The 23,748-nt window shown below is 52.3% G+C and carries 24 protein-coding genes; 10 read left to right on the forward strand and 14 right to left on the reverse strand.

The genetic code is table 11. The features are described 5' to 3' along the window. Positions 1-4 precede the first annotated feature (4 nt). The 6 genes from JNE38_RS04360 to JNE38_RS04385 all read right to left on the reverse strand — a co-directional run bounded on the left by JNE38_RS04360 (position 5) and on the right by JNE38_RS04385 (position 5,675). Positions 5-1,174 (reverse strand): DUF294 nucleotidyltransferase-like domain-containing protein, encoded by a 1,170-nt coding sequence (locus JNE38_RS04360; RefSeq protein WP_238933552.1) that lies wholly within the window; start codon positions 1,172-1,174, stop codon positions 5-7. Beyond that, positions 1,068-2,402, reverse strand: coding sequence for an ammonium transporter (locus tag JNE38_RS04365; protein WP_203355417.1), 1,335 nt, complete (start codon positions 2,400-2,402; stop codon positions 1,068-1,070). Before JNE38_RS04365 ends, JNE38_RS04360 begins: the two co-directional genes overlap by 107 nt. Before the next feature lie 132 nt (positions 2,403-2,534). Beyond that, positions 2,535-3,776 (reverse strand): MFS transporter, encoded by a 1,242-nt coding sequence (locus JNE38_RS04370; RefSeq protein ID WP_238933553.1) that lies wholly within the window; start codon positions 3,774-3,776, stop codon positions 2,535-2,537. A gap of 80 nt (positions 3,777-3,856) precedes the next feature. Further along, on the reverse strand, positions 3,857-5,041 hold the full coding sequence (locus tag JNE38_RS04375) for an MFS transporter (protein ID WP_203355418.1): 1,185 nt from the start codon (positions 5,039-5,041) through the stop codon (positions 3,857-3,859). 82 nt (positions 5,042-5,123) lie between these two features. Continuing rightward, a complete protein-coding gene (locus tag JNE38_RS04380) occupies positions 5,124-5,423 on the reverse strand; it encodes an ArsR/SmtB family transcription factor (RefSeq protein ID WP_203355419.1) in 300 nt (99 codons plus the stop codon). Positions 5,424-5,513: 90 nt separating this feature from the next. Then, positions 5,514-5,675 (reverse strand): hypothetical protein, encoded by a 162-nt coding sequence (locus JNE38_RS04385; protein WP_203355420.1) that lies wholly within the window; start codon positions 5,673-5,675, stop codon positions 5,514-5,516. A 139-nt stretch (positions 5,676-5,814) separates the two neighbouring features. On the opposite strand from JNE38_RS04385, the gene JNE38_RS04390 reads away from it, so the two are divergent. Both JNE38_RS04390 and JNE38_RS04395 read left to right on the forward strand, forming a co-directional pair. Further along, positions 5,815-6,162, forward strand: a complete 348-nt coding sequence (locus JNE38_RS04390; RefSeq protein WP_203355421.1) for a toprim domain-containing protein — start codon at positions 5,815-5,817, stop codon at positions 6,160-6,162. Positions 6,163-6,221: 59 nt separating this feature from the next. Continuing rightward, positions 6,222-6,440 (forward strand): hypothetical protein, encoded by a 219-nt coding sequence (locus tag JNE38_RS04395; RefSeq protein WP_238933554.1) that lies wholly within the window; start codon positions 6,222-6,224, stop codon positions 6,438-6,440. A 40-nt stretch (positions 6,441-6,480) separates the two neighbouring features. Here the strand turns inward: JNE38_RS04395 and JNE38_RS04400 are convergent, their stop codons facing one another. After that, positions 6,481-7,260 (reverse strand): undecaprenyl-diphosphate phosphatase, encoded by a 780-nt coding sequence (locus JNE38_RS04400; protein ID WP_203355422.1) that lies wholly within the window; start codon positions 7,258-7,260, stop codon positions 6,481-6,483. Between the two features lie 210 nt (positions 7,261-7,470). Here JNE38_RS04400 and JNE38_RS04405 point away from each other — a divergent pair, with 210 nt between their 5' ends. Then, the gene (locus JNE38_RS04405; RefSeq protein WP_203355423.1) at positions 7,471-8,373 is read left to right on the forward strand and encodes a CvfB family protein; all 903 of its coding nucleotides are present in this window, start codon (positions 7,471-7,473) and stop codon (positions 8,371-8,373) included. 76 nt (positions 8,374-8,449) lie between these two features. Here JNE38_RS04405 and JNE38_RS04410 read toward each other — a convergent pair whose 3' ends face one another. From JNE38_RS04410 to JNE38_RS04420, 3 genes are read right to left on the reverse strand one after another with little or no spacing between them, the layout of a single operon-like run. Continuing rightward, the gene (locus JNE38_RS04410) at positions 8,450-10,402 is read right to left on the reverse strand and encodes a TRAP transporter permease (RefSeq protein ID WP_203355424.1); all 1,953 of its coding nucleotides are present in this window, start codon (positions 10,400-10,402) and stop codon (positions 8,450-8,452) included. Next, positions 10,403-10,924, reverse strand: a complete 522-nt coding sequence (locus tag JNE38_RS04415) for a DUF1850 domain-containing protein (protein ID WP_203355425.1) — start codon at positions 10,922-10,924, stop codon at positions 10,403-10,405. It lies immediately after the preceding gene. Positions 10,925-10,929: 5 nt separating this feature from the next. Further along, positions 10,930-11,928 (reverse strand): TAXI family TRAP transporter solute-binding subunit, encoded by a 999-nt coding sequence (locus JNE38_RS04420; RefSeq protein ID WP_203355426.1) that lies wholly within the window; start codon positions 11,926-11,928, stop codon positions 10,930-10,932. A 219-nt stretch (positions 11,929-12,147) separates the two neighbouring features. Between JNE38_RS04420 and JNE38_RS04425 the strand changes: the two genes are divergently transcribed. The 3 genes from JNE38_RS04425 (at position 12,148) to JNE38_RS04435 (ending at position 15,477) form a co-directional block, all read left to right on the forward strand. Beyond that, on the forward strand, positions 12,148-13,428 hold the full coding sequence (locus JNE38_RS04425) for an ATP-binding protein (protein ID WP_203355427.1): 1,281 nt from the start codon (positions 12,148-12,150) through the stop codon (positions 13,426-13,428). A 4-nt stretch (positions 13,429-13,432) separates the two neighbouring features. Further along, positions 13,433-14,350 (forward strand): response regulator, encoded by a 918-nt coding sequence (locus JNE38_RS04430; RefSeq protein WP_203355428.1) that lies wholly within the window; start codon positions 13,433-13,435, stop codon positions 14,348-14,350. A 71-nt stretch (positions 14,351-14,421) separates the two neighbouring features. Continuing rightward, complete coding sequence (locus JNE38_RS04435) at positions 14,422-15,477, forward strand: tetraprenyl-beta-curcumene synthase family protein (protein ID WP_203355429.1); 1,056 nt, start codon at positions 14,422-14,424, stop codon at positions 15,475-15,477. Between the two features lie 11 nt (positions 15,478-15,488). Here the strand turns inward: JNE38_RS04435 and JNE38_RS04440 are convergent, their stop codons facing one another. Then, positions 15,489-15,662, reverse strand: a complete 174-nt coding sequence (locus tag JNE38_RS04440) for a DUF5325 family protein (RefSeq protein ID WP_203355430.1) — start codon at positions 15,660-15,662, stop codon at positions 15,489-15,491. Positions 15,663-15,779: 117 nt separating this feature from the next. Here JNE38_RS04440 and JNE38_RS04445 point away from each other — a divergent pair, with 117 nt between their 5' ends. From JNE38_RS04445 to JNE38_RS04460, 4 genes are all read left to right on the forward strand, one after another. Beyond that, entirely contained in the window at positions 15,780-16,400 is a 621-nt protein-coding gene (locus JNE38_RS04445; protein ID WP_203355431.1) for a PilZ domain-containing protein, read from the forward strand. Between the two features lie 123 nt (positions 16,401-16,523). Continuing rightward, complete coding sequence (locus JNE38_RS04450) at positions 16,524-17,411, forward strand: AEC family transporter (protein WP_203355432.1); 888 nt, start codon at positions 16,524-16,526, stop codon at positions 17,409-17,411. Between the two features lie 43 nt (positions 17,412-17,454). Then, a complete protein-coding gene (locus JNE38_RS04455; RefSeq protein ID WP_203355433.1) occupies positions 17,455-18,294 on the forward strand; it encodes a TrmB family transcriptional regulator in 840 nt (279 codons plus the stop codon). After that, the gene (locus JNE38_RS04460; RefSeq protein WP_203355434.1) at positions 18,295-19,407 is read left to right on the forward strand and encodes a PQQ-dependent sugar dehydrogenase; all 1,113 of its coding nucleotides are present in this window, start codon (positions 18,295-18,297) and stop codon (positions 19,405-19,407) included. It begins immediately after the preceding gene. Here JNE38_RS04460 and JNE38_RS04465 read toward each other — a convergent pair. The 3 genes from JNE38_RS04465 to JNE38_RS04475 are packed head-to-tail and all read right to left on the reverse strand — an operon-like array spanning position 19,379 to position 23,528. After that, positions 19,379-20,626, reverse strand: a complete 1,248-nt coding sequence (locus JNE38_RS04465; RefSeq protein WP_203355435.1) for an MFS transporter — start codon at positions 20,624-20,626, stop codon at positions 19,379-19,381. The genes JNE38_RS04460 and JNE38_RS04465 overlap by 29 nt on opposite strands. A 59-nt stretch (positions 20,627-20,685) precedes the next feature. Further along, on the reverse strand, positions 20,686-21,828 hold the full coding sequence (locus JNE38_RS04470) for a winged helix-turn-helix domain-containing protein (RefSeq protein ID WP_203355436.1): 1,143 nt from the start codon (positions 21,826-21,828) through the stop codon (positions 20,686-20,688). Then, the gene (locus JNE38_RS04475; RefSeq protein WP_203355437.1) at positions 21,819-23,528 is read right to left on the reverse strand and encodes a sigma 54-interacting transcriptional regulator; all 1,710 of its coding nucleotides are present in this window, start codon (positions 23,526-23,528) and stop codon (positions 21,819-21,821) included. Before JNE38_RS04475 ends, JNE38_RS04470 begins: the two co-directional genes overlap by 10 nt. Positions 23,529-23,748 lie beyond the last annotated feature (220 nt).

Genomic DNA, 23,748 nt, shown 5'->3' on the forward strand with positions numbered 1-23,748 from the left:
CCTCCTACCCTTTGGAGACGGAAGGGAGCTTTGCTGTCATTCGCTGCAGGCGAATGGCGAGCTTCATAGCCCCACGTGCCATGACGGTGGTGTCGGATGACAGTTCCCTTAGTTTGATGTAGCTGTTGCTGGTGTATTGTCCGTCCTCCCAGTGGAGGGGAGCAACCAGGCGCAAGCCGAGTACTTGTCGGAAATGATTTTCCAAGTCATCGCAAAAGCTTTTCTCCCAGATGCCCTTCTCACGCAGCAGCGACAGTCGTTCGAGTGTCGAGCTGCAGAAGATTCCATTGGCGAGGGCAAAGTGGCGAATGCAATTGACGATGGGCAAATAGACGCCGTATTTCAGGTTAATGGCTCCCCGAAAGCGGCCGTTGACCTCCGGCAGGATGCGGCCAAACAAGCCGAGAGGGACGCGGTAATGCAAAGTATTGCTCGCCAGGCGGCTCATCAAAAAGGCATTGTCCGCAAGCAGGCGTCGGAAGTGATCCAGCACGGGCTGGAAAATAGCCGACTCGCCCCAAAGGACGCGGGCGTCGCTGGCGAGCAGCAGGTAGCGGGCGTTTTCCCAAATGGGGTGGGAGGCAAGGCCGTCCAGACGGTCGATCCATTGCTCGACACTGCCGCGCCATCTTTGGGAAACGCAAGTCACATTTCCTTGGCAAGGAGGATAGCCTGCCTCCTCCAAACCTTGTACGATCGTCGCCCCCAGCAGATGAAAATAGCTGTGCACTTTTTCTGCCTGGGCCTGATCCAGATGATCGGGGAGCTGATAGACGAGACCGTTGTCCTGATCGCTGATGAGTGCCTGTTCGTGGCGTCCGCCGCTCCCAAACTGGAGAAACGCAAAAGGGACGGGAGGTGTTCCCACTCCCCTTTTCGCCAGTTCGCCTACGGATAGGAGCACGCTATGCCGAATGATGCTGTCATGAATCAAATTCACCACGATCGCAAAGGGAGCCAGCTCCCCTGCGCGGGTCAAGGTGCGCAGAGGAGTGGCGTCCAGCAATTCCTGACGGATGGAAGACAGCTCGCGAAAGGACTCCGCTCGGCTGATCCGCTCCAGCTGCTCAGGAGAGAGTGTGAGAGGCACTTGCTTTGACTGCTGCTGCGGGTTGTACGCGTTCAGGTTGGAGAAGTTCGGGATAGCCGTATCCCCCATGTTCGCTAAGGTCAAGACCAACCACCTCTTCTTCTTCAGTTACTCGCAGACCGATCGTTGCCTTCAGGGCAGACAGAATGATGTACGAAACGACGAATACGTAGACAATCGCTCCCACCAATCCCAGCGCCTGCACCCCGAGCTGGTGGAAGCCGCCGCCGTAGAACAATCCAGGTGCGCCCACCCCTACTTTTTCCGTGAGCTCTGGAGTCGCGAACAGACCGGTGGACAATGTACCCCAGATCCCGGCCACACCGTGGACAGAGAAGGCAAAGATCGGGTCGTCGATGCCGATGCGGTCAAACCAGATGGAAGTGTAGAATGTTAAAATACCTGACACTGCACCGATCACGACAGCTGCCCAAGGATCGACGAATGCGCAAGAAGCAGTGATGGCTACCAGTGCGGCCAATACGCCATTCAGCATGCTTGGAATGTCAGCTTTGCCCATGACGATCCAGGAAATCGCCAGAGCGGCGACTGCACCGGCTGCTGTTGCGAGGTTGGTCGTCATCGCGATGTAACCGAAAAATCCAGAGGTGCTGCCGAGGGTGGAGCCTGCGTTGAAACCGAACCAGCCGATCCACAGGAACAGCACGCCGAGAACGGAATACACCTGGTTGTGCCCGGGAATCAGGTTGGAACTGCCATCACGATTGTATTTGCCGAGACGTGGCTTCAAGAGGATGGTAGCGACCAGAGCTACGATGGCACCTTGCAAGTGGACGACCGTCGAACCGGCGAAATCTTGCATGCCGAGCTGGGCGAGCCAACCGCCGCCCCAGACCCAGTGACCGACAACAGGGTAGATGAGGACCGTAAACAATACGCTGAAGATGAAATAAATAGACAGCTTGGCACGCTCTGCAAAACCGCCCCAGGCGATGGCGAGAGAAACGGCGCAAAAGGCTAACTGGAACAAAAAGAGAATCGAGATAGGGATTGTTGCTGCGGAAAAAGCGGAGAAAGAATCGGTAGAAGTGCCGTCAAAGAAAAATCCGGATAGACCGAGGAAGGAGTTTCCGTCTCCAAAGGTCAGCCCGAAGCCGAACGCCCAAAATGCGATGGAGCAGATCCCGAAAGTGAGCACGGTCTTGCCGGCAACGTGACCTGCGTTTTTCATGCGGGTCGATCCAGCCTCTAAGAGTGCGAAGCCTACTTGCATGAGGATGACCAGAATCGCGGATACCATGACCCACGTGGCATCAATGGCAGAAGAGAGTTGCGCTAGAGTCGGTTCCATTCAATCCACTCCTTTTTGTGTTAGGTATCCTAACACTTCATTTATTTATGTCAGATTATATGACATGAAAAATGGCATTGCAATTCTTTTTTTCAAGTTTTCGCACAGATAATAAAACACCAATCCTTCCGACTACGCGTCAAAGGATTGGTGCTTCATGGTTCGATTTCGTTTTTCCACCATCAGTCCGGTGATTGTCAGAGCGGTTAAAAACAAGCCGCTAATCAGGAAGAGCTGCTCAACCGGAAGCTTTCCGAGCCAAATGGCCCCCAGACTGCTCGAGAGCATGCCGAAAAATGTAAACATCAGCATGTTGATGGCGTACACTTTTCCGACGTTTGCGTCCGTCGCTTTGACCTGGATAGCGGTAACGGTCGGAATCCCGATGAGTGGACCCCCGACTCCGGCAAGTGCAGCCCCCAGAAAGGCAATCCAGTGAAGCGAAGCGCCAGCGGTCAAAAGCAAAAATCCGCATGCCTGCATCAGCCAGCCGATCAAGATCACGAGCAAATATCTCGTGTAGTAAGCACGCGACATATAGAGACTGCCCAGCAGATTGCCGATGCCGTAGAAGCCCATCAGCATGGCGAGCGTACTGCCGTTGCCTTGCTCCATACTCTCCGCAAGAAAAGGGAAACCGACGTTGTAGGTGACCAGCCATACGAGATAACCCAGATTGCCGAAAAGCAAAACTTGGAACAGGTAGCGATTGGCGCGGAGCTCTTTCACGCCTGTCCCGATATCACGCCTGTATTGCGCAGCGGTCAGCTTGCTGGTCGAATCGTTCGTTTGCCTCTGCATGGAGTGACGAATCGTGAAGAGGAACAAGACCGAGATCAGATAGCTGCCCGCATTGACGAAAAAGAGCGTAGACAGCGGGACGGCTGCAGCCAGTAAACCGATCGTCATCGGGGCCAAGATTCGGACTGTCCGAAAGGTTGTGTCCAGGATTCCGTTGGCTCTGCTCAGCTGCTCCATGGGAAGGATGCTTTTGAGTGCCACTGTTCGAGCAGGCTGAAAAAGGCTGGAAAAGACGCCGAGAAAAAATTGGGCAGCCAAAAAGAAAGCGAATTGTTCGATCCCCCACACAGCCATGACGCCGACAAAAATGACCACGGCGATGCGAGCGATATCCGCACCCACCATCAAGAGCCGGGGGCTGTATCTGTCAGCAAGCACACCCCCGATTAAGTAGAACAGCAATCCTGCCACCATTTCCGGAATGGCGAGCAAGCTGAGGGCGGTTCCTGATTTCGTCGCCTGCAGCAAGTACCAGAGCAGGGCGAAGCTGTAGCATTGATCTCCGATATTGGCTGTCATTTGCGCCAGCCACAGCTTCAGGAACGAGCTGTTCTTCCATAAAGACGCTTCCACACTTGATCTCCCCGTCCTGCAAATTTTCGAAAAAATTATTTTTATCTAGCGTAGCAAGGGTGACGGGGAAAGTAAAGCCATCATACGGAAGCGCCGATGCGTTTTTTCTCCAGTCTAGGAACGTACATGAAATAGGCAGCGAGCATACCTGCGCTGGTAATAAGGGTAATGGCGATGAAACCAAAGGAGTGGTACAGCATTCCTGAAAGAGCGGAGCCAGTCAAGGTGCCCGCGTACATGCAGGCATTCGCCAAACTGGAGATCGTGCCGCGTGAGCTGGTGGAAAGTGTTTGCAATAGTCCCATCACGATGGGGACGAGCATACCGCCAAAGAAGAACGTAAAGGAGATCACTACTTGTACAAAGCCAAGCGACGGCACGTGTGGCAACGCGGAGAAAAGAAGAGCATTTGCCATAAATCCTACCGTGAGCACATTTCTTCTCCCCCACTTCTCCAGCAGCCAGCCGCTGATCAGGCTGCCCACGGTGTTTCCGAGGCCCGCATAAACGGTCGTGATCCCGATCTGGGAAACGGATTGAGCGTATTGATCGGCAAGCCACATGCCAAAGAAGGAAAAGAAAGCGTAGAAACCTGTCATGAAGCAAAAATAGGCAAGAAAATAGCGGGCTGCGCCAGGCAGTGTCAGCAGGTCGCGATAACGTGGCCAGATAGATCCCAGACGATTTTTTGTGCCTGTGTCAGAGGGGGGGGCAGCCGGCTTCAAATCAGGCATGCAGCAGAGGATCAAACCCCAAGCGAGGAGAGAGGCGGCTCCGACTGCAAGAAAAGGAAAGGAAATATCGACTGCTGCGAGAAAGCTGCCGAGAGGAACCCCTACGAACTGAGAGACTGTAAGACCGGTCATCACAATGCCCATAGCCTTGCCGATCCGGACGGGAGGGAACAAGGCAGGGATGGCAGCCCATATTTGAGGGCCGATGAAGGCGGAGCAAATCCCCGCAAGAAAACGAAAGACGAGCATCGTGGCGTAATGCTCAGCAAACCCGCAAGCCATCGTGCTCAGGGCAAAGCCCAGCATTCCCAGAGACATCACCCGTTTGCGGTTCCAGCCGTCGGAGAGTGGACCGACGAATAGGGCAAACAAGGCGTAGCCCAGCGCATAGGAACCTACCAGCCAACCGGTTTGTGTCGGATCGGTATGGTACAGCTCGCGCAAGGTGGGCAGCAGCGGACTGATGATAAACGTATCCGTTCCAATCAAAAACATGGTGTAAAAAAAGATGGCGAGATATCGGCGTTCCATTCGTTGACTCTCCTTTTTCAATGATTATATATTTGTATAGTTAAATAACTTTTGAAATAAAAGACAAAAAAGATGATACCGCTCACAGGGTATCCAAGAAGCCAGGCAAGAATTGCTGGAACGTATCTGTCTGGATGCACATAAAACGAATTTGTCCCTCCTTCCTCACTTTGATCAATCCCGCCTCGCGCAGTGTGCGGAAGTGATAAGAGGCGTTTGACTTGGAAGCCTCACAGATGTCTCCCACTTCTCCGCAGTTCATTTCCCTGCCCGATTGGTACAGCGTTTTGACGATGGCAAGTCTCGTTTCATCAGCTAGGGCTTTGAAAATTTTGATCCGTTGCTCGTTGAGAAGCTGCTGGTTTTGTTGTTCAATAATCATGGAAATATATTACTAACTCTCTTCACAGATGGCAATACCGAAATGTGCAAAGAGCAAGCGAAAGAGAAAAGAAGCCGGAAGCCGGCTTCTTTAAGAGTTCGTGGAAGAAGTCTGGTTTTGCCTGTTTTGCTGCTGCTGGGACGATCCCTGGTTGTTTTCCGTTTGGGTATCATCCGCAACCGTGCTGCTAGTCAAACCGGCCACTGCCAGCCCTTTTTGGTTCAAGTTTTTCGCACTTTTGAATTTGGACATGTTCATCGCTCCTTTTTGGCGGGTCTCCCTTTACCATGCCATACTACGAACAGCGCTACTCATCCACTTCTTGCCCGGGATGTAAAGGGGGGAGTGGAAAGGTATACTAAAGAGAACAGCAAAAGCAGGGGGATGGAGAATGGATGGATGCGTGATCATCGTGGAAGGAAAAACGGACAGGGAGCGGCTGCTGCGGGTTTTGGCAGAGCCTGTCACGATTCTTTGCACGTGGGGGACGTACAGCCCTGAAAAGGGAGAGGAGCTCGCCATGCAGACACAAGATGCAGACGAGGTCTATCTGTTCACGGATGAAGACGACAGCGGAAAAAAACTGCGCGCACACTTGATGGAGGATTTGCCGCATGCTGCCCATTTGCACACCCAGAAAATGTACGGAGAAGTTGCCAATACTCCCCTGAACGTATTGGCGGATATCCTCGAGCGGGCAGGCTTTGCGATCGATCCATCCCACCTCGAACTTGGCTGATCGCGAGGGGGATAAAACACCAGTTCATCGGCTATAACATAGATAGATGGATGGTGGAGGTGCAAGTCGAATTGCGTAGTCTGATGAGCTTTTTCAATCGAATGAATGTCCTTGCGTGGCTGGCGGGAATTTGGATCGCCCACGCCTTGTTGTATTTGGCTTTGGGAACAGCCACGTGGCTAGGAACCTCTATACTGGCAGCCGCGTTTTACGGACTTTTGATTTTGGTCGGAAAACTCGTGGCGAGCCGCTACCCGGATAAGGAAGAAAGCAAATGAAAAAGCCGGCTCTTTGAAGCCGGCTTTATCTATATCAGCCCTACCAGCCCCACCATTGAAGGGCGAGGATGGCGAGCCCCAAGATCCACACATAGATGGCAAAGCCTTTCATCGAACCGGTGCTGATGATTTTCAGCATCCAGCGAATGGCGAAATAGCCGGCGATGGCGGAAAACATCGTCCCGACGATCATCGGGATCAGCAGGGAGGTCTCCATGGGGGCATCGGCGAGCTTGGCCGTTTGCAGGACGCAGGCCCCAAGAATCGCGGGCAATGAGAGCAGAAACGAGAAGCGGGCCGCATCCCCTCGTTCGATCCCGCGCATGAGCGACCCGGCTATGGTCAGTCCAGAGCGGGAAATGGCTGGCAGGATAGCTGCGCCCTGCAAGGTTCCGATGATCAGAGCGTCGGTATAAGTGATTTGGTCAAAGGTACGTCTGCCGCGACGCATGGATTCCACGCCCCAGAGAATGACGCCTGTCGCGAGAAATTCCCACCCGATCGTGATGCCCGTCCGTGAGATTTCTTCAAAGTAATCCTCAAAGGCGATGCCGATCACAGCTGTCGGAATCGTACCGACAATCAGCAATCTTGTGAGCTTGCTGAAGGGATGCGTGAGGATGTACTGAATCTGCGGCCAAAAGACGATGACCACCGCGATGAGCGTCCCCAGGTGCAGCATGGTGTCGAATAGCAGGCCAGCTTCCTGCAGGCCAAACAGCTTGCGAAACAGGACGAGATGACCTGTGCTGGAAATCGGTAAAAATTCGGTCAAGCCTTGCACGATTCCCAGAAAAATATGTTCGAGCAAAAGCAGCATACAGTCCATTCAACTCCTAACATCAAAAGGTTAGAAAAGGATAAAGCTCCCATGCCATTCGCTTACTGTCATATGTATGTCCGCTTGTACGAGACTTGCCTGTTTTGCGATCTTTGCATAGTGAAGCATGGAAAAAAGTTGTGGTATTTTCCCCTGCGGGATGGGTATATTTAGTGTGCATGATTGGACGAGAGTGAGGAATTAGCAGGAATGTACAAACAGAAAAAACAAGTACGGACGTATAAGCAGCCCAGCCAATTAGACTCGGGAATGACCCTTTTGATGACGGTGTCCCGAAAAACCGACATTGGTTACTTTTTGCAATCAGGCAAGGACGAAGTGTTTCTGCATAAGAATGAAGCGCATGGACCATTGGATGTGGACGAAGAGGTAGAAGTGTTTTTGTACCACGACCACGAGAATCGTCTGGCTGCCACCATGGACCTCCCTTATGTAGCGATGGGGGAATATGGCTGGCTGGAGGTGGTCGACCTCTCGTCGCGTATGGGCGTATTTTTGGACAACGGGATCAACAAGCACCTGCTCGTATTCATCGATGACCTGCCAAAGCTCAGAGACGAATGGCCGCGTCCAGGGGATCGCTTGCTGGTGACCTTGAAGAAGGACAAGCAGGGCAGGCTTTTGGCGCAGCCGGTGACGGAGCAGGAAGTGCTGCAGTTCTCGGTCCAGGCGGATGCTGGCATGAAAAACAAAAACGTAGAAGCCACCGTGTACAAGGTCATCGCAGCTGGCGCGTTTTTGCTGACAGAGGATGAGCATGTCATGTTCATTCACCGCGATGAGATGACTGAACGGATGAGACTCGGTCAAACGGTGCGCTGCCGTGTAAGCTTTGTGCGTGAGGATGGCAGACTGAACGGCTCCATGCGTGAACGCAAGGAAGTCCAGTACGGCGAAGATGCCGAAAAGCTGCTTCGCTATCTGAACAACCGGGATGGCGCGATGCCGTATACGGACAAGACCGATGCGGATGTCATCCAGGAAAAATTCCAGATGAGCAAGTTCAGCTTCAAGCGGGCGCTGGGCAAGCTGATGAAGGAACGAAGAGTCGAGCAAGTCGATGGCTGGACAAAAGTCATCAAACAAGAGTAGCCGAAACAAAAAGAATCCCTCCTGTAACGCTGTTCGCAAAGGAACGAGCGTACGGGAGGGATTTTTCGTGTTTGCATTAGGCAGAGGCTTGGAGTTGTTGCTTTTGCTTGCGTGCTTTGTACAAGGACAGACCGAATGTGAGTGCAAGCAGAGCAATACCGGCGATATCTGTCTCGATTCCCGGGATTACTGCCAGAATACCCCCGGCTATTGCGAGAATGCGCTCCAGCGGATTGAGTTTTGCCATCCAGAAGCCAATCAAACCGGCGCCAACCCCGATCATTCCCAGGATGGAAGTGAACATGACCCAGATCGATTCCATAAAAGTCGTGTTGATCAAAAGCAAAGCAGGTGAGACGACAAAGATGTAAGGAGCCATGAAGGCTGCGATCGATAGCCTGGTTGACTCCACTCCCGTTCGCATCGGCTTCGACTTGGCTATACCGGCTGCGGCAAATGCGGCGAGAGCAACCGGTGGCGTAATGTCAGCGACGATACCGAAGTAGAACGTGAACATGTGTGCAGCAATCTCTGGCACACCCAGCTGGACTAAGGCAGGAGCAGCGATCGTGGACGTAATGATGTAGTTCGCCGTGGTTGGCGTACCCATTCCCAGGATCAGAGAAGCGATCATCGTGAAGAACAGAGTCAGGAACAGCTGTCCACCTGCCAGGTCAATCAGACCGTTAGCGAGCTTCAGACCAATTCCAGTCAAGGTAATCGTACCTACGATGATACCTGCGCATGCTGTCGCGGCTACGACGCCAAGGGCCATTTTGGCACCGGAAGCGAGCGCTTCGAGAATGTCAGCCAAAGACATGCGTGTTTCTTTACGGAACGCACCCACGACGATGGTAGACAGAATCCCGATGATGGCTGAGCGTTCAGCGGAGATATTCATCATCAGAGCCGTGATGATAATGACGATAGGCAAAAGCAGGTACATCTTCTTCAGTACTTCTTTCTTGTCTGGCAGCTCCTCTTTGGTCAGACCACGAAGACCGAGTCGTTTGGCTTCAAAGTGCGTCATGATCCAGATCCCGACAAAGAACAGGATGGCAGGCAATGTAGCAGACTTGGCGATATCCAGATAAGGCACGCCGATGAATTCAGCCATCAGGAAGGCAGCCGCTCCCATTACCGGTGGCATGATCTGTCCACCCGTAGAGGAAGAAGCTTCTACGGCTGCAGCGAACTCAGGGCGGTAGCCGAGGCGCTTCATCATGGGAATAGTGAAGGCTCCGGAGGTAACGACGTTGGCAACGGAGCTTCCGCTGATGGTTCCTTGCAGGGCACTGGAGAAGACCGCTACTTTGGCCGGTCCGCCAATGCGGCGCCCAGCAATGACCAAAGACAGGTCGTTAAAATATTCGCCAACACCCGTTTTTTCCAGAAACGCACCAAACAGGACAAACAAAAAGATAAAGGTCGAAGAAACACCAAGTGGAGTTCCAAGAATCCCTTCCAGCGTGTAGTAGCTGTGTCCGATAATCCGGTCTACATCACTGCCTCGATGCTCCAGGAATCCTGGCATGTATGGTCCGAAATAAGTGTAAAGCAGGAACAGGGTGGCAATCAGGGTGATAGGGACGCCTACTACGCGGCGAGCTGCCTCCAGAACGAGCAGGATGGCGACTCCGCCGACAACCATATCCAGCGTCGTGTAGTTTCCTGTACGTGTGACCAGTCCTTCGTAATCAAAAACCCAGTACATACAGACGCTGACACCGAACAATGCGAGGATAATGTTCACAATCCCTACTTTGTTTTTGTTGCCTTTGCTGCTTCCTGCGTAAAGCAGGTAGACCAGGCCGAGCCCGAATGCCAAGTGAATAGGCCGATGGATTTGCGGGGGCAGAGTGAGAAAGAGCGTACTTGAAAGCTGATAAAGGGAAAAGAGGACGAGAAGGATGAAAGAGATCCATTTCATCGGTCCTGTGAATTGGCGGACAGCAGATTCTTTGTCGTATTGGGCAATCAGTTGATCCATCTCTTGCTGACTCATGTTCGTTGTGTTGGTTGTGCTCATCTAATAGCCTCCTATCTCGCTCAATATGGATCGCTTTTCGGCCTGAATGGTAATGGCAGCGCCCGGCTTGTCGATCGTGCTGAGCGGAATCTCATTACCGGCAAAAAGCAGCGTATGGTTAGCCCTGACCTGTCCGATAAACAGGTGGAGGGCGGGAAAGACACGGTTCATGTGACGAATGCGGAATACTCCATCCGAGATGACCAACTCTTCACCAGGGGACAACTCGTTTTCCATGCCGATACCGTAGTCATGGAAGGACATTTCCGACAAAATGATCTGTCCGCCCTGGATGCGGTATTGCTCTTCGATTAAGGAGCGATGAATGGAATGAGTCCAACGAATGCCAAATGCAGTATCATCAGTAATCTTGCTGCTCCACATGAGCTCATGGGACAGCGTATCGCGAATCACTAAAGAAGGAACCAAGGGGATCGAGCAAAAAACGGTGACCGCCGCCAGCAGGAGCAGTAAGGAGAAAAGGCGGAACGCGGTCCGCCCTTTCTGTGTTCTCACAAACATGAAGCTTACTTCACGCCTTTTTCATCAAAGAACTTTTTCGCTCCTGGGTGTATAGGGAGGCTCACACCAGCCAGTACGCTTTCCAGCTTGATTTCTTTTGCTTTCGCGTGACCCAGTTTGTCTGTGTTTTCGAAGATGGCTTTCGTGATTTTATATACGAGGTCCTCGCTCAGATCAGCACGAACCACCAGCATGGATTTTACAGAAACAGTGGTAACCTCTTCTGGAACGGTTTGATAGGTGTTAGCTGGAACGGTTGTTTTTACATAGAAAGGATATTTGGCGATGATCGCGTCAATTTTGTCTGCATCGATCGGGATGATTTTTACGCCTTTGGTAGCCGCGAGTTCAGTGATTGCTGCAGTAGGTGTACCTGCTGTTTGGAAAGCAGCGTCCAGCTGACCGTCTTGGATTGCTTTAGCAGAGTCTGCAAAGGAGAGGCGTTGCAGCTGCGTGTCTTCGAATTTCAGGCCGTACGCTTCCATGATTTGCTGCGCATTTACTTCAGTACCGCTGCCCGGAGCCCCGACAGATACGCGCTTGCCTTTCAGATCCGCTACGCTCTTGATGTTGCTGTCAGCGGAAACGACGATTTGGATGGTCTCATCATAAAGGGCACCCAATGCTTGGAAGGCTTCGATTTTTCCGTCTTGTTGGAACATGTTTGTGCCTTTTGCTGCGTATTCGGCGATGTCGTTTTGTGTAAAGGCGATATCGGCTTTTTTGTCGCGCAGCAGGCGGATATTCTCAGCAGAAGCCCCAGTCGCTTGTGCAGTCGCGGTGATGCCAGCGTTTTTGGTGATGTGATCGGCCATACCGCCGCCCAGCGGATAATAGGTTCCGCCAGTACCACCCGTTGCGATGATCAATTGAGAAGGATCGTTGCTGCCGCCTCCGGAGCCGCTTTGGCCACCTGGAGCTGCGGTTCCGCCACCGCCACATGCCGTTACGAGCGACATGGTCAAGAGCAGGGACAGAGAGAAAAGAAGACTGCGTTTTTTCATGTGAATTCCCCCTTATCTAATTGTTTACCGTATAAATATAGTGCCGAGATTGAATAATCAGACGCATTACTGCAGGCGATTGGACACTATACTCTGGAATTGTAAGCGCATACCTATAAAAAACTACAAAAAACTATATGAGAATATAGTAAAATAGGTGTCGAAACTTGTATGGGAAAAAAGACTAGTCTGGGGTGTTGAAAGATCGCTCAGTCATCAATGAGAGAAAACCTCTATATTTTGCTGGTCATGCTGCTCACCGTGCCGATCGCGGGAGAATTGAAGTTTCATCCCTTCCAGGACGATTTTCGCATCAGCTTCGGTACTACTGCCTTTTTCTTTTTGCTGCTCTGGCTCAGACCGTCCTTTATGGCAGGTCTGCTGACGGGTGCGACGGTTGTCTTGTTTCGCATCATGCTCGATTGGATGTCAAAAGACCTGTTTGATTTCGTTCTATCCTTTCATATGCATTTGCCGGCTTTCTTTTTCTACGCCACCTTTGCTGGATTGTTTTCCCTCTTCCGCGTCAATCGGTTTCATCATTTGCCCCTATGGGTAGGCTTGCTTGGCACGGCCGCTGAGATTGGAGCCAATCTGGTCGAGCTGTCTTTTCGTTCTCCTTCGTGGGAGAATGTCCTGCACCTTTCCGTCATCGGTCCCATCACAGCCATCGCACTGATCCGCAGTTTTTTTGTCCTCAGCTTCTTTAACATCATTCAGCTCAGGCAGGCGAATTGGATGGAGAAACAACAGCGCAGCAGAAATGAGCGAATGCTCATGCTGATTTCCAATCTGTATGAAGAATCCATTCATTTGAAAAAGACGTTGCAGCAGGTCGAGGATATCACGCGAGCGTGCTACGATCTCTACCGGAACATGAAAGAACAGGGAGCGGACGTTTGGAGGGACCGCTACTCCAAACAGGCTCTGTCTATCGCAGGGCAAGTGCATGAGGTGAAAAAGGACAATCAGCGCATTTACGCCGGCCTCTCCAAGCTGATCTCTGACCAGAATGAACGAGACTACATGCCGATGGGGGAGTTAGTCTCCATCATCGTCCGTGCGCATGAAAAGTACGCGCGCCTGCTGGAGAAAAGCATCCGATTTCAAACGGATGTAACAGCTCCGTATCTGGCTTGCCATATTTATACGACCTTGTCCCTCATCAACAATCTGGTCGCAAATGCAGTAGAGGCTATACAAGACAAAGGAACGGTGACCATCTCGGCATCATTATCAGAATCGCGTCAATGGATACAATTTTCTGTGGAGGATGATGGGCCAGGGATTCAAGTGAAGGACAAACAGCTGTTATTCATGCCTGGATTTACCACCAAATACGACGTTTCCGGCAAACCATCAACAGGCATCGGTCTCTGCTATGTAAAGGAAGTCATCGACAACTTGCAGGGACAAATCGAAATCTCGGAAGAGCGGGATGCAGAAGGTACTCGATTTATCATTAGATTACCGATCGCCAGTCTTGTACAGAAAGGGTGAAAATATGCGTTATTTCATTACGGACGATGATCCGGCTATCCGCTCCATGCTCACCCATATAATAGAAGATGCCGATTTGGGGGAAGTTTGTGGAGAAGCGGAAGATGGTTCGCTGATTGACACCGATTATCTGATGTGGAAACGCGCCGATATTCTCCTGATTGATCTGTTGATGCCAAACCGTGACGGGATTGAGACGGTGCGCCAGCTGCAAAACTACCAAGGAAAGATCGTCATGATTTCTCAGATCGAATCCAAGGAGATGATCGCAGAAGCCTATTCGCTGGGGATCGAGTATTACATCACCAAGCCTATCAATCGCTTGGAAGTGATCAGTGTGCTGCAAAAGGTGCGGGAGCGAATCCTGCTTCAGCAGTCGATTGAGGGCATCCAGCGCTCGCTCAGCGTCCTTTCAGGCAATGCTGGGCAGGTCAAAAAAGAACAAGTGTATTCGGAGCAAAGCATCACGTCATCGGCGCGCTTTTTGCTTACGGAGCTCGGGATGATCAGTGAATCCGGGACGAGAGACTTGATCGACATGCTCGAATATTTGCATCGGTGGGAAAAAGAGAAGTCGGGTGATGAAAATTTCCCCTCCCTGAAAGAGATTTATTGGAGAGTAGCGGTAAACAAGCTGGGGACGGATGAAGCCTCCCTCGTGCAAAAAGAGATAAAGGCAGCCGAGCAGCGAATTCGCCGGGCGATCTATCAGGCGCTGACGCATCTTGCCTCGCTCGGGCTGACGGACTACACCAATCCCAGGTTTGAATCGTACGCCTCTACCTTCTTCGATTTTACCGAGGTTCGCAAGCGAATGAGAGAGCTGGAATCCCATAGGGAAACAGTCATGTCGTCCACCAAGATCAACACGAAGAAATTCATGTTCGTGCTGTATATGGAGTCCAAGCGGAGGATCGGATAGTACAGTTGCTTTTTGGTGCGAGACAGCAAATGTGGTAAGATATCACTATTGTTGTGTTGGGAGGGAAGCAAGTGAGCGAACTGCGTAATCCATGGCAGCTACTATATAGAGTCTATCGCCATGTTCAACCTGTTCTGGAACGGGAGTTTGCGGCTTGGCGTGAGCGGGCGCAGAGCATTCCCAATCCGGAATTGAGAAAACAGGCATTAGATAGCATGAACACGAAGAAATTTCATTGCCAGGGAGGATCGGTGTACGCTGCCCAGGTGATTCCTTATGTAGATACGGTCGTGCCGCTGATTGTCGCGTACCAAACCATCAGTGATTATTTGGACAACCTGTGCGATCGCAGCACATCGTTGGATCCTGAGGATTTTCGGCAGCTTCACGTTTCCATGCAGGATGCACTCACACCGGGTGCAGCACTCCGGGACTACTATCTCTATCGGGAAGATAAAGACGATGGCGGGTATTTGGCCTCACTGGTTCAGACCTGTCAGCGATACGCAGCGCAATTGCCTGCTTATGGAAAAATACAGAGACAGGTCGTGGAACTCTCCAGCCTGTACAGCGACCTTCAGGTGTATAAGCACATCGCTCCGCATTTGCGGGAAGCTGAGCTTTTGAAGTGGTGGGGAAAATATGAGGGAACATACAGGGATCTTTACTGGCAGGAGTTTGCGGCGGTAACAGGATCGACGATCGGGATTTTTGCCCTGTTCTGCCTGGCGACAGAAGAGGACGTACCTGATGAGCAAATCCATGCAGTGACGGAGGCTTACTTCCCGTGGCTGTGCGGCTTACATATTCTGCTCGACTATTTGATAGACCTGGAAGAAGACAGATTGGGCGGGGATTTGAACTTCGTCAGTTATTACGACTCGGAGCAGGACGCAACGGATCGATTGCAATACTTCATCAAACAAGCAAAGGCAAGCGTTAGACGCTTGCCAAATCCTTCATTTCACCGTATGATCGTGGACGGGCTCATCGCATTTTATCTGGCAGATCGAAAAGTAAATCGAAGCCAGCCACGGATTTACACCATTGCCAAACAGCTGTTAAAGCAGGCGAAAGGCTTGCCGTCGCTGCTGTTTTATGTGAATAGCTTGCTTGTAAGAAGGTAACGGAGAAGGGGTTAGCGCATGTTCTTGCGCTTGTACGAAAAGCCAAATCCCATCAACGAGAAGGCAACGACGATACAGCCAAGGATACCAAGGGGGCTTTTTTCCCCGATGGAAATGCCAACTCCGATGAGACAGGCGGTTACGCAAAATGCCAAAGCTAATGTTACCATTTGATAACGATTCATCGGACTGTAACCTCCTATCTGTCAATGTTCCCATTATACCTTATTTTCCGCGAAATACATCCAGGTAAAGAATATGAAAACCCGGTAAAATATTGTGCGAAGTGGTGGAGACCGCAGATGGAAAGCATATTACAAATTAAAAAAGGCAATCGGATGCTGGAAGGCAGCGTGACCTATGAAGAGGGGGATCTGATCGAGGCCGTCTTTTCCAGTCAGGTGGATGTGACGGTCGGGGATCAGCTCCCTTGCCTGCTGACGATTGACTATGAATCGGTGCATACCTTTGAGGCTGTGGTCGTGGCCAAGGAAAGCAATCGGCTCTTTCTGTTCCATTCGCCGACCGCTGTTGAATTTCGTGAGCAGCGACGCCGCTATCCTCGGTTCGACATGGACCTGAAAGGGTGGATTCAATACCCCTCAAAAGAGCCAGACTCGCTTTTTTCCGTCCATAGTCAAATGGTGGATTTAGTCAATCTGAGTCTGGGAGGGTTGGCCTTCCGAACAGACAAGCCGCTGCCTGAAGAACAGCCTATCCTGTTTTCGGCAGAGCTGCATGGGCGAAATCGACCAGACGGGGTCATCAAAGCCGAACTGATGGTCATCCACGAGCGGATCGAGGGACCCCATCATTTGTTTGGCTGTACGATCAAAGGGATCAATGCTCGTCACTTTCATAATCTGCGCAAGTATATTTTGCAACGACAAATCGAGGAGCGCAGAAAGGTCAAAATTGAATAGAACATGTAGAGGAATTGGTTCGTACTGGGCCAATTTTTTTGTTTGCCAAAATCGAGTATTTCTCATTGTCAAATCACACGTTGATTAGTTACTATCAAAGTAGTGACTAAAGAGAGTGGTTGTATGCTACAGGCAATGGTAGTCGTTTTCGGCTTTATGGCTTTGGGATATTTCGCGCAGCGCAAAGAGGAACAAAATCGTTCGCTGGCGAAGCTTTGTCTTTATTACCTCATTCCGATTCTGATCTTTCAGTCTTTTGTGCATACGGGTGTATCTGTGCAGTCGCTCGCGATCATCGTGTTGCATTTCTTTGCGACGACGATATTGGTCTACTTCTTGCTGATGTACATGGTAGGGCGTCTGTTTGGCTGGCAGCAGGATACGTTAAAGTGGAATGCACTGGCAGCGACGCTGGCAAACGTGGGTTACTTTGGTTTGGCTGTCATCCGGTATGCTGTCGGTGAGCATGCGGTGCCCTATGCCGTGGCGGTTTCATTGGCTTTTAATCTGTACATGGCCCTGTTCGGCTTTTCGCAGGTAGGGGACGAGCGGGAATGGAGTGGGCGGATTCGACGCGTATTTCAAAATCCGTACCTGTACGCTGTCTTGGCAGGCCTATCGTGGCAGTGGATGGGATGGACCATGCCGGGGACGGTCGATGCCTTTTTAAATCTCGCGGCAAGTGCCACGCTGCCTTTGACCCTGCTCTTGACAGGAGCGGAAATGCGCAAAAACAAATACGCACGCACAGGACTTTGGGAGGCTGCAAAAGTGAGCGTGCTCAAGCTGGTGCTGCCTGTTCTGATCGCATGGCCACTGGCGTTCCTGATGACCGAGGATCCCGTGGAGAGAAGCGTCATGATTCTCATGTTCGGGATGCCCACCTCCTTAAACCTGCTTTTGCTGGCCAAGGACCAGGAGCGCGATACGTCCGCACTTGCCATGGTGATTCTGCTGACGACCGTGTTGAGCCCTTTTAGCTTGATGGTCGTGATGAATCAACTGCCCTGATGGACGGGGAAGAAATCATTTTTGGAGCAGAAGGAGAATTGACGTGAGTACACTTTGGGAGCAATTGCAGCTGTTTGGATTTAATCAGTACGAAGCCAAGGCTTATACGGCGCTGGTCAGCCTGGGCAAATCCAATGCGTATCAGATCAGCAAAGAGTCCGGGATTCCCCGAGCCAGAATTTACGACACTTTGGAGACGCTTGTCTCGCGTGGGCTCGTCATGCTCGAAGAGGCGGGGGATGGGGCAAAGAGCTACTCGCCTTTGCCAGTCGAGGTGTTTCTCGAGCAAGCCAAGCGATCCTTTGAGGAATCGTGGAGTCAGGTCGGTGATGAGCTGCGCACGCTGGAGAAGCGGGAGCCAAAGACGGACGTCTCGCTCACGACTGTGCGGGGAGAAGAAAGCATCCTTTCCTTTTGCAGAATCATGATGCGCCGGTCAAAGGAACAGGTCCTTTTGTCCATGTGGCAGCCGATGTACGACAAGCTGCTGCCGGAGCTTCAGGAAAAGGCGGAGCAAGGCTGTCCGATCAAGGGTATCCTGTTTGATGTCGACCAGCCGATGGAAGGGCTGCACAAGCATCGAATCAATGAATATATCAACAAATGGACCGAGGAGAGGTGGTTTGTCCTATCCGTGGATGGCAAAGAATTGTTATATGGACATTCTGCCGAAAGAGGCGGCAATGCTTACTACACGGATGATCCTGTGCATATCTTTTTGCTGGAGGATTACATCTGGCACGATATTTTGGTGAACAAGCTGGTGGAAGCGGGCAGCCAGGAGCAGCTGGACAGCTGGATTCTCCCGGAAATGGAACGTTTTTTCGGACGCAAAATGCTGCCTGAATCGTACTGGGAAAAACTCGAGGGGAGGAAGGAATAGGTGTGGAAAAAATGGGGCATCAGTCTGCTGGCGCTTGCACTCCTGGTTCCCGCCGCTGCATGTGAAGCGACAGACACGGAAGGAGCCGCTGCGCAGGAGCTTCCGTATGTCACGGAAGTGGTGGCGGATCATCTGGACGTTCCATGGGCCATCGATATCGCTGCGGATGGCCGCATCTTTTTTACGGAAAGACCGGGGAGAGTGCGAGTGATCCAAGAGGGGAAGCTTCAAGCTGAACCGTTGATTGCCTTTCCTGCTCCGTTTGCCGCTGAAGGAGAAGGAGGGCTGCTGGGTCTGGTTCTCGATCCGAAATTTGCGGAAAACCACTACTTGTACGTTTATCACACGTACAGGGAGGGAGAAAAAGTATTCAATCGGGTCCTGCGTATGCATGAAGAAAACAACCGGGCGCAAGTCGACAAGGTGCTCCTGGATCAGGTACCTGGAAGCGGGATCCACAATGGCGGTCGCTTGAAAATCGGTCCCGACCAGCTGCTCTACATCACGGCGGGAGATGCCCGGATACCGGAGCTTGCCCAAGACCGAGAGAGCCTCGCAGGAAAGATCTTGCGGATCCATTTGGATGGCTCGCTCCCCGCAGACAATCCGTATCCCGGCTCTCCGGTGTACAGCTTTGGACACCGGAATCCGCAGGGTATCGCATGGCATCCGGCGAATGGCTTGTTGTACAGCTCGGAGCACGGCCAGTCTGCGCATGACGAGATCAACCGAATCCAAAAAGGGGAGAACTACGGCTGGCCTCTCATCCAAGGAGACCAGCAAAAGGAAGGGATGATCCCTCCCATTTTGCACAGTGGAGACACGACGTGGGCGCCGTCAGGAATGAGCTTCGTGACGAGTGGTCCATGGGCCGGACAGCTGCTTGTTGCCAATCTCCGGGGAATGCAGCTGCAAAAAGTGAAGCTGGATCCGCAGAAGCCGGACAGCGTGCTGGAAGCGACAGCCCTTCTGCAAGGCGAATACGGGCGACTGCGCGATGTGTTTGCAGCGAGGGACGGTTCCCTCTATGTGTTGACAAACAACCGGGATGGCAGAGGAACGCCGCAAGAGAATGACGATCGCATTATCCGGCTTGCTCCGAGACAACCGTAGCTTCCACCTTTCGTTTTCCCCAGACCACACGCTGGAGGAAGAGCGCCCCGAGACCTATCGCCGCAATCCCTGCTCCGACCCGCAAAAAGGCGAGGCTGGGTCCCCAGACCGTCATGAGCCAGCCTCCCAAAAGAGGGGCGATGATAAACGTGGCGCTGGTGAGCGAGTCGATGATTCCCCGCACTCTGCCCAGTGCTTCGCGCGGAGTTTCCTTTTGGACGAGGTAGTTGGTTCCCACGGTCGTAAGTCCAGTACCGACCCCTGCGAACAGAGCGGCAGCGAGCAGCCAGTAGCGATTGCTCTCGGGCTGGTGCAGGGCGATCCAGGAAAAGCAGATCCCGATCAGGAAAACGCCTCCGCCCAGAATCCATCCATACGAGCGGATTTCCTTTTGACGATGCAGCCAGGTCACTGTAAGCAAGGCCCCCAGTCCGATCGCACTGACGACGTAGCCGACCATTTCCGGATGAAGCGGGACCTTTTCCCGAAAGATGATCGTCAGCTGTGCATCGGCCAGCTGAATGGCCATCATGGCCAAGAGAGAGAAGATGGTGCTGAACAGCAGGATACGGTTTTGCAAAAAGATGCCCCAGCCTTCCCGCCACGCCAGGTGAAGCGGCACGGATTTTTTCTGAGAGCGGACGGGAGAAGAAGCGATGCTCTTCTCGGCATGGCGAATGGACAGGAGCAGCAGAGCGGACAAGAAAAAGCTGCATGCATTGACGATAAGACAGATAGCCGGGGCCACAAAAGCGGCGACGGCCCCGCCGATCAAAGGTCCGATCAGCTTCCCCATCTGAAAGACAGCCCCGTTGAGCGAGGTTGCCTGCAAGAGCTGATGCTCAGGCACGATCTGACGCGTCAGTGTTTGCTGAGCGGGATCGTTGAATACAGATGCGCATGAACGCAGCGCAATGACGAGCAAGAATGACAAGGGATCTGGCATGGCCAGGAGCAAAAACGTCGCTCCTGCTTGAATGACAGCCATGATCATCATCATCCTGACCTTGTTCACACGGTCAGCGAGAACCCCCGCAAATTGACCCAGTGCGATGCCGGGTGCTGCATAGGCGATCGGGAGCAAAGCCATCGTCATCGGATCGGCCTTCCACACAAACGCCAGCATGATCGACACCGCTATAAAATCAAACCAGTCTCCCAGCGTTGACAGTCCATAGGAAAAGAACAGAATGCGAAACGTCTTGTTTTCTCGTAGCAAGCCAATCCCTCCATCTAAACAATTCCCTATGATCGTAAGCGAGAAATGTCAGAGGCGTATCAGACGATTCTGGAAAGAATGGAGAGGATCGATTTTTTCAGCTTGTCTAATTCGTATTCAGTCGCCAGCTCCTCCCCCAGCCTGTTGTATTTCCGCAGCCACTCTGGATCGCAGTCGAAGGTCCTGAGGAAAAACTGAATGCAGTGCACGGCATAGAACAAATGCGGAATAAATTTAGTCGAGCGAACCACTTCGACGCCCTCATCGACCAGTTGACGGGCTTTTGTCCGTTCGCCGCGCAGGTACAGCCCAATCCCGCGGCAAATCGTGACACTCCCCAACTCTCGCTGCATGGGAACCGTTTGCAGGATTTCAGCCGATTGACGAAGGATCTCCTCCGCCTCGTCCAGGCGATTGCGCAAGAAGGCGAGCATCATTTTCTGCGTGTTCAGGAACAGAGTAAAGCTCTTGGAGTCCATGCCATCGACGATCTGCTGCGCCTTTGACAGCTGCTGCTCCGCCTCGGCCATCAGACCCGCAGTCGCATGCATCCCGACAGCGGCTATCTGCAAATCATCTTGAAACGTCTGCGGCATCTGAGCTTGAAGCGACTTTAGCTGATGAAACAGATGCACGGTTTTTCGGTGGTCGGTCTCCGCCATATAGTAGATGTGAAAGAGATAAAACAGCTTTTCCGGCAACGGGTAGGAGGTCGTCTCTAAAAACCAGGCAAAATCACCGCGGATGAAGTGCAGGTACATATTGTAAAAAGGATCCATGGAGAATCCGAGGACTTCTTGATGGGTGGATAAGGTCTGCATGGCCGCTCCCATTCCCATCCCATGATACGTTTCCATCAGATTGCGGATCGAATCGGAAAAGTCGCGGTTGAGCACGGATGGCTTTGGCGGTTGATGCTGTTTCCACGTCAGTCGGTAGCCGACACCCCGCACCGTGTCGATGGTAAAGAGATGCGACCACCTTTGCAGCTTGCGTCGCAGCCGGTAGATGTGGTCGTCGACAGTCCGATCAGTGGGATCTTCCAGCGGCCACACTCGATCGAGCAGCTCCTCGCGGCTGAAGGTCCGATTTCTCCATGTAAACAAATATTGAAAGAGGGCAAATTCCTTGGGCAAAAGCGTGACGGTCTCATCGGCGTAATGAACCTGGAACTGCTCATCTGACCATGAAATCATTCCCATCTAAATGACTCCTCGTCTAAGCCGTATTTTTTCATTTTGTTGTACAGCGTCCCTCGGGAAATGCCGAGCAGCTCGGCGGCTGCCTTTTTATTGCCGTAAGTCCGCGCCAAAGCTGCAACGATCCTCTCCCGTTCCGTACCTGCGGGACTGGCAGCTGGCGAGAACATGACTTGCGGGGCAGGACGAGAGAGAACGGGTGGCGCATAGCTGCTCACAGGCTCTATCGCATGCTGCGAACGAATCGCCGAGGGCAGATGCTCGGGCGAGATGACGCCATTTTCCTGCAGAATGGACAAGCGCTCGATGACATTGCGGAGCTGCCGGATGTTGCCTGGCCAGCTGTAATCGAACAACGATTGCATGACCTCAGGGGCGATGCGGGGCACAGGCTGTTCATGAACAACCGAGTATTCCTGAATGAAAATCTGCACCAGCTCGGGCAGATCCTCCCGGCGCTCCCTGAGGGGCGGAATTTCGAGAGAGAATACATTCAGTCGGTAGTACAAGTCTTCACGGAACCGCCCATCCGCCACCATCTGCTCCAGCTGGCGATTGGTTGCCGCCACGATCCGGGTGTTGACGGTAATGGGCTCTGTCCCGCCGACTCGATAAAACTGTCGCTCCTGCAGAGCGCGCAGCAGCTTGACCTGCAGCTCGAGCGGAAGCTCTCCGATTTCATCCAGGAAAAGCGTCCCGCCGTGCGCCAATTCCAGTTTGCCGGGTTTCCCTTTTTTTTCAGCTCCTGTAAAAGCTCCTCCTTGGTATCCGAACAGCTCGCTTTCAAACAAGGCTGCCGGGATGGCTCCGCAGTTGATCGCGATGAACGGCTTCTCCCGGCGGCGGCTCGCCTGGTGGATGGCTTTGGCGAACAGCTCCTTGCCCACGCCGCTCTCGCCATAGATCAGGACGGTAGCATCTGTTTGGGCGACCTTTTGCGCAGAGGTAATTGCCGACTGGATCGAAGCGGAATGCCCCTTGATGGCATAAAAAGGATCATCTGCGCCATGGAATCGGCTCATCTCTTGCTGCAGCGTGTGCAGATGGGCAGTCGTGTGTGCGAGCTCTTCATTCAGGCGAACGAGCTCAGTGATATCCTGCTCGATGGAGATGGCTCCGATAATGTCCCCCTCGAGTCTGATGGGAGCGGCGTTGATGAGCACATGGCTATCCGGACGAGGAATGTGATACACCCGCTGGACTGAGGTTCCCTGGCGAAGGGCATCCAGCAGCCGAATCGACTCGCTGGCAAAGTGTTCATCCAAAGACGTGCCGATCACTTGCGCCCGGTCGATTTCATAAATATTTTCAGCCGCGCGATTCCAGTACTGTACGACATTGCGGGAATCTACGATGGTCGTCGCTTCACTCATCGTGTCCATCAAGGTTCGCAGCAGCACAGACTGATTCTGGATCAAGGTGAGATAAGAGACGAGCAATTGGCTGGGCGAGATGAGGCCGGTTGGCGTTCCCTCGTCATCGACCGTGACCAGTGCGGGCAGAGTGGTTTCGCAGAGTACAGCACGGAGCAGCTTGGTGACTTCCTCCAAGGAGTCCGTTTCTTTTACCGTCAGGACGGGAATGCCGTGCTCTCCGTTCTGCCATACACCTTCTTTTTCGCCAGCGCGTATTCTGATGTCGTCAGGATTGACAGGAGCGGCTAGAGACAAAATAGCACTATCCAGTGAGAATAACGGTTTCAAATCATCACATCCTAGATTTTTCTTGTCGCGTACGAAACAATGTCTAATCAAAAGTGTACAAGAATAGACACAACTTGTACATATGTGTCGAAAAAAGTGTGCGCTAATCCGTATCCCAGCCATACACATTTCCGAAACCTGAGCAAGGTTCGTGGGAGGTTTATTGTTTGGCATGATTCGTGCTAAGAACAGTAGGCAGAGTACGTTGAGGAGGAGACAG

The sequence above is a fragment of the Brevibacillus choshinensis genome (assembly GCF_016811915.1).
Taxonomy (GTDB): domain Bacteria; phylum Bacillota; class Bacilli; order Brevibacillales; family Brevibacillaceae; genus Brevibacillus; species Brevibacillus choshinensis_A.

Bases quoted from the DNA above. Each gene is read 5' to 3' on its own strand.
- JNE38_RS04450 (WP_203355432.1), top strand. From the start codon at position 16,524: ATGCTACAGGCAATGGTAGTCGTTTTCGGCTTTATGGCTTTGGGATAT.
- JNE38_RS04445 (WP_203355431.1), top strand. From the start codon at position 15,780: ATGGAAAGCATATTACAAATTAAAAAAGGCAATCGGATGCTGGAAGGC.
- JNE38_RS04365 (WP_203355417.1), bottom strand. From the start codon at position 2,402: ATGGAACCGACTCTAGCGCAACTCTCTTCTGCCATTGATGCCACGTGG.
- JNE38_RS04425 (WP_203355427.1), top strand. From the start codon at position 12,148: ATGAGAGAAAACCTCTATATTTTGCTGGTCATGCTGCTCACCGTGCCG.
- JNE38_RS04470 (WP_203355436.1), bottom strand. From the start codon at position 21,828: ATGGGAATGATTTCATGGTCAGATGAGCAGTTCCAGGTTCATTACGCC.
- JNE38_RS04420 (WP_203355426.1), bottom strand. From the start codon at position 11,928: ATGAAAAAACGCAGTCTTCTTTTCTCTCTGTCCCTGCTCTTGACCATG.
- JNE38_RS04415 (WP_203355425.1), bottom strand. From the start codon at position 10,924: ATGTTTGTGAGAACACAGAAAGGGCGGACCGCGTTCCGCCTTTTCTCC.
- JNE38_RS04400 (WP_203355422.1), bottom strand. From the start codon at position 7,260: ATGCTGCTTTTGCTCGAACATATTTTTCTGGGAATCGTGCAAGGCTTG.
- JNE38_RS04410 (WP_203355424.1), bottom strand. From the start codon at position 10,402: ATGAGCACAACCAACACAACGAACATGAGTCAGCAAGAGATGGATCAA.
- JNE38_RS04380 (WP_203355419.1), bottom strand. From the start codon at position 5,423: ATGATTATTGAACAACAAAACCAGCAGCTTCTCAACGAGCAACGGATC.
- JNE38_RS04375 (WP_203355418.1), bottom strand. From the start codon at position 5,041: ATGGAACGCCGATATCTCGCCATCTTTTTTTACACCATGTTTTTGATT.
- JNE38_RS04405 (WP_203355423.1), top strand. From the start codon at position 7,471: ATGTACAAACAGAAAAAACAAGTACGGACGTATAAGCAGCCCAGCCAA.
- JNE38_RS04430 (WP_203355428.1), top strand. From the start codon at position 13,433: ATGCGTTATTTCATTACGGACGATGATCCGGCTATCCGCTCCATGCTC.
- JNE38_RS04385 (WP_203355420.1), bottom strand. From the start codon at position 5,675: ATGTCCAAATTCAAAAGTGCGAAAAACTTGAACCAAAAAGGGCTGGCA.
- JNE38_RS04440 (WP_203355430.1), bottom strand. From the start codon at position 15,662: ATGAATCGTTATCAAATGGTAACATTAGCTTTGGCATTTTGCGTAACC.
- JNE38_RS04390 (WP_203355421.1), top strand. From the start codon at position 5,815: ATGGATGGATGCGTGATCATCGTGGAAGGAAAAACGGACAGGGAGCGG.